9 protein-coding genes and 1 pseudogene are annotated in these 10,045 nt (G+C 71.4%); 5 read left to right on the plus strand and 5 right to left on the minus strand.

All coding sequences use genetic code 11. The features are described 5' to 3' along the window. Positions 1-230 precede the first annotated feature (230 nt). On the plus strand, positions 231-725 hold the full coding sequence (locus tag ABD353_RS30230) for a hypothetical protein (protein ID WP_344626865.1): 495 nt from the start codon (positions 231-233) through the stop codon (positions 723-725). Between the two features lie 374 nt (positions 726-1,099). Here the strand turns inward: ABD353_RS30230 and ABD353_RS30235 are convergent, their stop codons facing one another. Next, the gene (locus ABD353_RS30235) at positions 1,100-2,776 is read right to left on the minus strand and encodes a DUF885 domain-containing protein (RefSeq protein WP_344626866.1); all 1,677 of its coding nucleotides are present in this window, start codon (positions 2,774-2,776) and stop codon (positions 1,100-1,102) included. A gap of 36 nt (positions 2,777-2,812) precedes the next feature. On the opposite strand from ABD353_RS30235, the pseudogene ABD353_RS30240 reads away from it, so the two are divergent. The 3 genes and pseudogenes from ABD353_RS30240 to ABD353_RS30250 all read left to right on the plus strand — a co-directional run. After that, positions 2,813-2,983: pseudogene (locus ABD353_RS30240) on the plus strand (mycothiol transferase); the annotation flags it as partial. Between the two features lie 205 nt (positions 2,984-3,188). Continuing rightward, positions 3,189-3,857 (plus strand): hypothetical protein, encoded by a 669-nt coding sequence (locus ABD353_RS30245; protein WP_344626867.1) that lies wholly within the window; start codon positions 3,189-3,191, stop codon positions 3,855-3,857. 256 nt (positions 3,858-4,113) lie between these two features. Then, the gene (locus tag ABD353_RS30250; RefSeq protein ID WP_344626868.1) at positions 4,114-5,142 is read left to right on the plus strand and encodes a hypothetical protein; all 1,029 of its coding nucleotides are present in this window, start codon (positions 4,114-4,116) and stop codon (positions 5,140-5,142) included. Between the two features lie 244 nt (positions 5,143-5,386). Here the strand turns inward: ABD353_RS30250 and ABD353_RS30255 are convergent, their stop codons facing one another. The 3 genes from ABD353_RS30255 to ABD353_RS30265 all read right to left on the minus strand — a co-directional run bounded on the left by ABD353_RS30255 (position 5,387) and on the right by ABD353_RS30265 (position 7,576). Beyond that, on the minus strand, positions 5,387-5,797 hold the full coding sequence (locus ABD353_RS30255; RefSeq protein WP_344626875.1) for an NUDIX domain-containing protein: 411 nt from the start codon (positions 5,795-5,797) through the stop codon (positions 5,387-5,389). Between the two features lie 503 nt (positions 5,798-6,300). Continuing rightward, positions 6,301-6,768: a class F sortase gene (locus ABD353_RS30260; RefSeq protein ID WP_344626869.1), complete on the minus strand. Its 468-nt coding sequence runs from the start codon at positions 6,766-6,768 to the stop codon at positions 6,301-6,303. 271 nt (positions 6,769-7,039) lie between these two features. Next, positions 7,040-7,576, minus strand: a complete 537-nt coding sequence (locus tag ABD353_RS30265) for a hypothetical protein (RefSeq protein ID WP_344626870.1) — start codon at positions 7,574-7,576, stop codon at positions 7,040-7,042. 656 nt (positions 7,577-8,232) lie between these two features. On the opposite strand from ABD353_RS30265, the gene ABD353_RS30270 reads away from it, so the two are divergent. After that, a complete protein-coding gene (locus ABD353_RS30270) occupies positions 8,233-8,670 on the plus strand; it encodes a hypothetical protein (RefSeq protein ID WP_344626871.1) in 438 nt (145 codons plus the stop codon). Between the two features lie 201 nt (positions 8,671-8,871). Here the strand turns inward: ABD353_RS30270 and ABD353_RS30275 are convergent, their stop codons facing one another. Beyond that, positions 8,872-9,726: a prephenate dehydrogenase gene (locus tag ABD353_RS30275; protein WP_344626872.1), complete on the minus strand. Its 855-nt coding sequence runs from the start codon at positions 9,724-9,726 to the stop codon at positions 8,872-8,874. Positions 9,727-10,045: the final 319 nt, after the last annotated feature.

Consider the following 10,045-nt stretch of genomic DNA (forward strand, 5'->3'; position numbering starts at 1 on the left):
ACGTCGGCCCTTGATTACACAATCGGCTCGTCGAGGAAGCGACCCGGGCATGGACTGAATCCGGTCGTGTTCGGGCCGCCGCCAGCGGCACACAGTGGGACGGTGTGAACCAACGTGGATAACCACGGACAACCATGAACCTCCACGAACAACGAAGAGGTCTGGCCGAACCCGAGCGCACCATAGGCGGCTGTCGTTTCGTCAGGGTGAGGGCGCGCCACACTTCCAGCATGCCGAGCTTTCATGACAGGAAGGCGATCGGTGACGCCCACGAGCGACGCGTCACCGAGGAACTCAACCACCGCGGCTGGGATGTCAGCCCCTGGGGCCAGGGAGTCATGGGCGAGCCCGTCCGCCTGGCCCTCCGCAGCACCGACAGCTTCCTTCGCTGGACCCCCGACCTCATCGCGGCCCGGGACAGGCAGGTCGTCTTGATCGACTGCAAGAGCCGGATGACCAGCCGGACCAGCAGTCGGCACGCTATCGAGAACGCCGCCGTCACCGCTCATCTCCAGCTCGTCGCCTGGACCCGGTTGCCGCTGTACTACGCCTTCGACAATCTCGACCTGCTCACCCCCAGCGACGCCCTCGGCACGGGCATCGACGGGCCTCGGACCGCCGCCGGCTCCGGCGCGCCCTACCTCCTCGTCCCCACCGACCGCGCCCTCGCCTTCGACCACGTCTTCGGCCCGACCCGCCGCACCTCGCTTCCCGAGGCCGCCTAAACCCCCAACCGCCCGCAGGCGGCCACCCCTCCTGCGGGGCCTTCTCTGCACGCGGCGAGCTGGGACTGCGGCTGCGGGGCAACGTGGGGGCCGACCGGCCGGGCGCCGGATCGCATGTGCCCGCAGGCCACGCCCTGCCGGCTTCCCCCGCGCCCGCGTTCCTCACCCGCGCGTCACGCGCTCAGATCAGACCTGCGGCTGCCAGGACAGCTAGCGCCAGGCTCACTGTGGCGACGAAAGCCGTCGCACCATTGCGCACCCGCCCGGCCCAGGCAGTCGCGTGTCCCGCAGGGATCCAGGGGAAGCGGTGGCGGACGGAGAGAGCGAACGGGCCCGTCCCCAGTCTCGCGGGACGGTGCCCGTCGCCGGTGGGCCTAGAGTGTGGCGAGTTGGTCGACCAGGTCGTCGAGGCCGAGTGAGCCCAGGGCGAGTGCCTTCATGTGCCAGGTCTTGAGGTCGAACGCGGCGCCCTGCCGGCTGCGGGCGGCGTCACGCCCCCGCAGCCAGGCACGTTCGCCAAGCTTGTAGCCGATGGCCTGGCCGGGCCAGCCGAGGTAGCGGACGATCTCGCTGTCGCGCAGTTCGGCAGGGCTGCCGTTGTACGTGGCCATGAACTCCGTGGCGAGCTCGGGAGTCCAGCGCTCGCCGGGGTGGAAGCCCGCATCGGCGGGGATGGCCAGGCCCAGGTGCATGCCAATGTCGATGATTACTCGGATGGTGCGCAGCATCTGCTCGTCGAGGAAGCCGAGGCGGTGGGCGGGGTCGGTGAGGAAGCCCAGGTCGTCCATGAGCCGTTCGGCGTACAGGGCCCAGCCCTCGGTGTTGGCGCTGACCATGCCGAGGGTGGTCTGGTAGCGGCTGAGCCGGTCGGCGAGCGCTACCCACTGGGCGAGTTGCAGGTGGTGGCCGGGAACGCCCTCGTGGTACCAGACGCTGACGAGCTGCCAGGTCGGGAATGACTCCCGGCCGAGGGTGGGGAAGTAGGTGCGGCCAGGGCGGCTGAAGTCCAGGCTGGGACCGGAGTAGTACGGCGAGGCGGCACTGCCCGCCGGGGCGATCCGGGACTCCACCCGGCGCAGCGGTCCGGAGATGTCGAAGTGGGTGCCATCGAGGGCGGTGATCGCCCGGTCCATGACCGACTGCAGCCAGTCGCGGATCGCCTCCTCGCCCTTGACCGCGTGGCCGTGCTCCTCCAGGTGCCGCATCGCGGCGAGGGCGCCCGCGCCGGGCAGGACGCGTTCGGCCTCGGCGCGCATCTCGGCCGCGGTCCGGTGGAACTCGTCCCAGGCCCACGCGTAGGCCTCGTCCAGGTCGACGTCGGCGCCGGTGTGGTGGCGCACGGCGAGCCGGTAGCGCTCCCGGCCGACAGCGTCGGGGGTGTCGGCGGTGGCGGGCGCGTAGGTGTCGCGCAGCCAGTCGCGGAAGTCCGCGACGGCGGCGGTTGCGCGCAGGGCGGCGGCGTCCAGGTCGCCGCGCAGCCGCTCGGGCCCGGGGGAGACGAAGTCGGCGAACCAGCCCGCGCTGCCTGTGTCTTCGCCGGTCCAGGCGGTGAGTTGGTCGATGACCGCGGCCGCCTGGCGAGGTGCGGCGAGCAGGCGCCGGGATATCCCCTCGGTGAGGGTGGCGCGGTACCCGTCGAGCGCGGTGGGCAGGTTGCGCAGCCGCCCGGCCACTGCCGCCCAGTCGTCGTTGGTGGCGGTCGGCATGAAGGTGAAGATGTCCCGTACGTGGTGAACGTGCGCGCTAATGTTGCGCAGCTGGCGGAAGTTCTCGCCGGAGTCGTGCATGGCCAGTTCGGCGGTGAGTCGCTCGCGGAGCAGTCGCGCGCAGGACCGGTCGGTGGGGTCCTCGCTGGTGGGAACGGCGTCGAGCGCGGTCAGGGTGCGTCGGGCGATGTCGGCGAGCGATTCGAACCCCTCCGGGGAGAGGTCCGGCTGCCGGTCGTCGCCCGGGTGCAGACCTAGCCAGGCAGCCTCCAGCGGGTCGTGCGCGACTACTTGGTCGAGGTGGCGATCGGCGATGGTGCGTGCGGTGATCGTTTCATCCGTCATGCCGTCATCCTGGCGTAGCTGTCTTACTGGTCCTAACAGGCCGTGGTCGACGCCGCGCTGGCCGGGCACCCGGACCTGGGTGCGTGGGTGGGCAAGGAGGGGATCGCGGTCCGAGAGCTGATGGTGCACCGGGTCGAGGAGTACGCCCGTCACTGTGGGCACGCCGATCTGCTGCGCGAGCGCGTCGACGGATGGGTGGGGCGGTGATGGCTGGTCGCCGCGCCGCCTGAGTGGGACCGGGTGCGCCGACCGGGAACGAGTCCCGGCCGGTGCGCTCGGTCACGGCGACTGTGTGACAGCTCAGGTGCCGGGCGAACAACACCAGACCACTGAACCAATGAGGTTGACACTACGTCAGGTCGAGCGGTCCAATCGAGTCCGCACAGGGTCGCCGTGGCCGGGGGGTGGACGCGTGGACGTCGTGATGGCGCTCGGTTCGTTTTGTCTGCCCGCGCTGGCGGCCTGGGACGTCCTGCGGATCGCGGGGAGCGTCAGCCGGTCCGAAGCGCCCCGGTTCGGGAACCTGGTCAGCCTGGGGATCTGGAGCGGCGGCACCCTGTACGTCGGCTCGCACGGCGGCCCCGCCTTCCTGGTACCGGTCGCCTGCGTGCTGCTCGGTGCCGCCGCGCTGCTGCTGGTCGTCCCGGTGGTGCGGGCCCTCCGGACGCCGGCGCGCGGCCGGGCGATGCGCACCGGCACGTCCAGGCGGCTGTTCCGCCGGATCATCGCCACCACGCACACCGCCTCCGGCAGCCTCATGCTCGGCGTGACCGCGGACGGCGGCGTCATCCTTCCGGACAAGCCTCCGCTGGAGGACGGTGCCCCGCCGCGCGTACGGCTCACCGAAGGCTGCCCGTACTGCCTGGTCGAGAACGTCCTCGCCCACCTCCTGGAGCTGGACGCCGCGCCGTTCATCCACGCCTACCGGCACCACGTGGCGTCGGGGGAGAATCGGGTGTTCGTCGTCGGCCGCGTCGACGGCACTCCCGGGTGGACGACAGGAATGGCACCATTGGCCGGCCACGAGGTCGCGCCCGCCGTCCCCTGCCGGCACCACCGACCGGCCGCGGCGTCCGACTGACACACCGACCGAGTCGCGCGGTCAGTCCACCAGGTCGCCGGACGGGTACAGGCCGTCCCCGAGCTCGTGGACGCCGAACGGCGGAGCGGACGCCGCGGACCCGACCGGCTCCGCCCATTGGCGTGGCGGACCCGGCGCCGCCTGTGCCTACCTCTGCCAGGAATACGCTCACTTCTCCGGGCAGGACGCGTCCACCGGTGAGGCCCTGACCCGGGCCGCGGGAACCGGCCGGCCCACTGCGTCGTCGACTACCGACGTGACTGAAGTGACCCCCACCCTGCCCGACGACCACAAAGAACTGATCTCCGACCTCTGCGGGATCGTCAGCGACTACCCCTACGGAAGCCCGTCGGCGACCCTCGGACTGCTCGCCGACGACGCGGCGGACGCGCTTGACCGCATCGGCACCCCACAGGGGCGCCGGGAGCGGACCGGGTACACAATCCTGCTCCACACCACGTGCTGGTACCTCGCCGCACGCGTCTTCAGCCAGTCCCTCCTCGCGTCGTACACGCGAGCCCTGGAAGGATTGCGGGCCACGCTCGACCCGGCGTCCTGCACCTGCCCGGCCGGAGCCCACCCCACGGACGTGGACGACGAGTACGGCGTCGAGGCCGGAGTGAGCATGCTGTCCGAGGCCGGCCGTGCCGTGTTCGCCGAGGAGTACGGGCTGGAGGGCGAGGAGTTGGCGGCGTTCGACTGCGAGGCGTTCCTCGCCGGCCTCGCCGACGGGGCCGCCGCCCGCATGCGCGAGGCCCACGAGGAGCTCTTCGGCAACGTGGACGTCTCCCACCTCGACGCGCGGTTCCTCCGGGGCGACGGCGGGATCGACATCGTCGCCCTGCAGGAGGCGATCCGGCGTTCCTGGGAGGACAACACCGGCCCCGTCGCGCTGTGGTCCTCCCGCCGCTGGCTGGCTGGGCAGGTGCGTGACGAGGAACGGATCGGCCTGTTCCTGTCCCTGTGGATGGGCATCGCCCAGACCTACGACGGCCTGCCCCCCTCCTACGTCCGCGACCTGGTCGCGGCCCTGGACACCATCGACCCGGACGCCTCGTGCGAGCACCCCCAGCACCCCTGGTCCGCGACCACGCACACGGCCTCCCGCTACGAGGCGGTAGTACATCTGTACGCGCCCGAGGACCACCCGGACACCCCGGTGCCCGTCGAGCTCTCGGCCCGCGAACTGTGGGAATGCCCGGCGCACTACGCAGAGCTGGCACGCGGTGCGCGGGAGATCGTCCAGCAGTGGCGTCACATGCGCGGCGAGGATGAGGACTGGTAGGTCCTGGTGCGGGCCGCCCTGCAGTAGCGGCACGGGGTCGGACGCAGTTCCCCGTATTTCGCTGTCCCGCGAGCAGGCGCCAGCCGCAGCGGGGGACGCGCCGCTACCGGGCGCGCTGGCGAGGTGGCGGCTCGCCGGGGCCGGGCGGTCCCGGCCGGCCGTCCTCGAAGAGGTCTTCGCCTGTCCTGCTCCAGCTGCTCGGTCTGCGGGAGCACGATGGGGCGTGTCTGCGCAGCGCTGCACGCTATGGCGCGGGAGTCAGTTCACCGCGTGCAATTGCCTTGCACAGGACGTCCTTGAACTGCGGGGCATCAGGTTCAGCGCTTCGACAGCGTTCCTGGTGAGCGGGATCTCCTCGAGGATGTACTCGCCGCGGTCGGTGCGGGCTAACTCCGGGCCGGTGCGGTTGTCGAAGTCCCACGTCTCGATGCGGGCCAGGTAGAAGTACTCCGTCTCCCCCCTTGGGGTTGTCCAGCTGGTGGAGCAGGCGCAGGATCTCGGCGTCGCCGGCGATCTCCTCGCTGATCTCGCGCAGGAGTGCGGCCTCGCGGTCGGTGTCGGTGTTCTCGACGCCGCCGCCGACGATCACCCAGTACGGGTCGATGGCGGCGCGAATGCGCTTGATCGGGAGCGCGGTGTTGTTCGGGGTGATCAGGACGGCTCAGACGCGTTCGGGGGCGGCATCGCTGCACTTGCCTTCACCCTCCTTCGGTGAGTGCTGTGCCTGGCCGCGGTCGGTGTGGCGTTACTACTGGGTGATGAGCGGCGCGTCTGGTTCATGCTGATGCCAGGCTTCGGTGGGGCGGAGGGGGCAGCGATGCCGCGCACGGTTGCGGCCCTGCCGCCTGTGATGTCGAACGCCACGGCGCCGAGCCCGGCCCGGCTCCCCGCGCTGTGCCCGGATGCTGGAGTGGTCCCAGCACGGGGACTGGCAGGAGTACGGCCTCGCAGAGCTGACCGCGGTCTGCTCTGCGATCTGCGCAGCCGTTACCGACCCACCCACCGCCCCGGGCGTGGGCGGCACCCTGCCCAGCGGGACGCAAGCCTTCCAGACCGTCAAGCACGCCCGACCGCCTGCATGCACGACGGCTCGTCCGGTCTCTTCTTCCACCAGGCCAGAGCCCCGGATCGGGGCGGCGCCGACGACGGTCGAGAACGTCAGGAAGCGGGCACAGCCTGGGTGAAACGACCGTAGACGATCACCGTGCCCTGGTAGCCGGTGGCCTTGGTGTACGCACCGCCGCAGGTGACGAGGCGCAGTTGGGGTTGGTCCGCAGCGCCGAACACCCGATCAGCAGGGACGGCGTCCTTCGGGTAGACCTCGACGGCATCGGCTGTGAACTCGGCAATGCTGCGGTCGGCACGGGTGATCTCAATGGTGTCTCCCTTGTGCAGCGCGCCGAGGGAGTAGAAGACGGCCGGTCCGTCGAGGCCATCCACATGGCCGTCGATGACGGCATTCCCGGCGGTTCCGGGCGCAGCGCTCTGCCGGTACCAGCCGGCCAGCCGGCGGTCTGCTGCCGACGGTGCCGGCAGGTTCCCGTTCGCGTCGAGGTCGACCTCGGCGATCGGGGCGTCGACGCCGATCCTGGGGATCCGGATCCGCGTCGGCTTGGAGAACGCCATTCCCAGCACGGCGGATTCTGCGTCGGGTGGAGCGGTACGCAGTGTCGGCAGGGGATGACGCCACGCGTCGGCGGCACTTGGATGCGGCGGGGCCGACGTCCGGGTCCCCGTCAGGACCAGCCACACTCCGACACCCACCGCGGCACCGGCCAGGATCAAGGCCGCACGGCCCCCTGGTGAGAGTGGTCGACCCACCGGTTTCACCTTCCGATCGTCGCCCGGCCGCCGACGGCGCTCCCCCGGAGAGCACACGTCGGCCGGCGTGGGCCGGTCACTCGGCGCTGCCGACCCGGCGTCGGCGCAGCGCGACGGCAGCGCCGGCGATCCCGGCTACGGCGAGCGCGCCACCGGCGGAGCTCTTGATCACGTCCACTCCGGTGACCGAGCCCCCGGTTCCCGCCAGGGTCGACTTCGGTACGAACGCGGAGGTCGCCGGAACGAGGCTCTTGGGGCAGGTGACCACAGCGCTGGCGCCCCCGAAGCTCACCTCGACGCCGCCGTTCTGCAGGGGCGGGAACTTCTTCCCGGTGTCGAGGGTCTTGAACGCGGCCCCGGCCGGTGTGGTGAAGCTCGTGCCGGGCCCGTCGGTTTGGCGGAACTTGCCCTCGGTGTCGGCCACCACCACCTGGTTCTCTCCGAAGCAGACAATGATGTCCCCGCTCCGCACGACGAGGTTTCCGCTCTCGGTGCGGCCCTTGAACGGCGAGGAGACCCCGTCCGCGTACGCAGGGCCGGCGAACACGAAAACTGCGGCCAGAGCCCCAGTTGCTGCTGTCCTGGCAGTTATTCTCCTGATCAGTGCTGACATCCGCGCTCCTCGTACGTCATGGGCGGCAGGATCTCCGCCGCACCCGAGCATGAGGATTCCCGGGGGCAACTGCCCGCCGGCGCAGCCAAATGGGTACTCAGCGCTTGGCAGGCCTCCTTCGACGGCCCCGCCACAGCGCACGGAATCGAGACCGGACGGCGCTGCCCGGCTCGGGCCGTGATCGCCCGGCCGGCGGCTGCGCGACAGCAGCCGTTGAAGGCCGTCAAAGGTGGCGTGGTTGTCGATAGCCTGGTACCGCCTCGACAACCAGTACGGCACGCCTTCACGGTCCCTCGTGCTCCTTCTCGCGTCGGATGCTCCTTTCGCACCATGTGCCCGCCTCACGGCACCCCGGTCCGGCGCTCCTGCCGGCGTGGCGGAAGACCGGGCAGCAAGACGTGCGGCCCGCCGCCGGGCGGGCCGTCGGCCGGAGCCGTCCAGGCGGCCGGCTTCTGGCCGGCGAACGCGGCGACCACATCGCCGGCCGTCACCAGGCCCACCGGGATCCCGCGTTCAGCAGCCACCACGAGCGCGTCGGCACCGGCAAGGCTGAGGACGACCGCCGAGCGGTGCAGCGTGTCGCCAGGGTGAACCTGAGCAGGGCGGCGGCCCCGCAGCAGCTCACGGACGGTCGTTCGCGACAGCGCGGTGGCCGGTTGAGCGCACGCGATCGCGAGGTCGGCCTTGTCGAGCAGGAAGCCGAACGGCAGTACCAGGCCGCACAGGCCGCCGAACTCGCCGTCGCCCGCAGCTGGTGGAAGCGCCTCACCCCGGCCCAGTGCGGGGAACTGGCCGACGCGGTGAACCGACAGACGTGGAAGGAGATGGCCGCCCGCGCCGAGACCGGACTCGGCGAGATCGCGCCGCAGTTCGCCTACGGGTGGCCCGCCCGGGCGACCGTCGGGCACCGGCGCCGCATCTACGGCATCGTCCGCCCCTGCCCCGCGTTCGTCGCCCACTGCCCGAAGCTGCTCACCAAGCGCGTGTTCGTGCGCAACGCCCGAGAGGCCCGCGAGCTGGCCACGGCCGGGCTCGACCCCGCACGCATCACCCACTTCGACCGCGCCAACCACGAACAGGACACCCTGTGCTGACCCCCGGCACCGGCCGGCAACGGCCGGTGCCACGCCCCGAAAGCCGGATGACGTGCCGCGCCCGGAGCCCCATGGATGATCTGCCGGTGCCGGGACAGGCCGCGGGTGGATCGCCGATCATCGGGGTCCGCCGGCCGAAGTACCTGCACTGCTGCTCTCCGCCGGCCGGGAGCCGGGCGAAGAGCAGCAAAGCCGCACCGGTCAGTCGGCCGCCGCGTACAGGCCTCGGCCGGTGCGTTGGGCCCGCGAGGCCTTGGCGAGGCGCTCCAGCATCGTGCGCACCGCATCGACGGCACCGTTCGTGTCGGCGAGCCCGAGGCGTTCGGCCACGTCCCGGGCGCGCAGGGGCTCCTCGGCCTGCCGGAGGACGCCGAGCACGCTGTCCGCATCGGTCCGCCGCTGGCGGCCCTTCGACGGCTCTTGCGCCTGGTCGGCCGCAGCCGGTGCCGCCTTCGCCCGGGCCGACTTCCTGGTCTGGATCGCCGTCTTCACGGCGGTCTTGGCCGTCTTGGCCGCCGACCGTGGCGCGGTCTTCTTCGCGGTGGCGGCCGGCGCCTGCTCGGCGTCCTGCCCGGGTACGTCCTGCTGCGCGGCGCTCGGGTCGGCGGACTTCTTGGCCGCCCGGCCCTTCCCGGCGGCTGCCTTCCGCGGGGCCGTCTTCTTGGTGACCGCCTTCTTCGCCGCCGCCTTCTTCGTCGTCTTCTTCGCCGCCGTCTTCTTCGCCGGCGCAGCAGCGGGAGCGACAACCGGGTCACCGTCGGCAGTCTCGGCGGGCTCCACGGCCTCGGCGGTCTCGGCGGCTTCTGCGGGCTCGCCTGCGGCGGCGGGCGCCTCGTCGGCGGGCTGCATCGGCGGGGCGGCCTGCGCTTCCTCTGCTTCGCCGAGCGGCGCATCCGACAGGGCGGCCAGGCCCTCGAGCACGGCCACCATCGCGTTCTCCTGAGCGATGACGGCCGCCAGCTCCTCCTCGAGCCTCGTGCGCTCCTCCCGCACGGCCGGCAGCCTTGCTTCGATGAGTGCCCGCGTCGATCCCACACTGCTGTCCGTGCCGAACATGCGTCCGCTTCCCACAAGCACTCCCATGGCGTCAACTGTTGGTCGTGCCATCGAATTTACGTTGGGCAGACCAGGCCTGCCCGGCTATATCGCGAAATCCAACCTTCCGGTACCGCTCCAGGACACGGCCGAGCGAGACCACAACCACCGCGGCATCGCCCCTTCGTCTCCCTGTGGTCGCCCACCGCTGTGGCCAGTGCCAGGCTCGAGGGAGGGGGACGGCAGCCACAGCGGAAGGGCGAGATGACACACAACGGACAGGCCGCCGCGGGCGGGCCGGCAGTCACGGACCGGCCGATTACCCGGCCGGATGATCAGC

It is taken from the genome of Kitasatospora arboriphila (assembly GCF_039528095.1).
GTDB lineage: Bacteria > Actinomycetota > Actinomycetes > Streptomycetales > Streptomycetaceae > Kitasatospora > Kitasatospora arboriphila.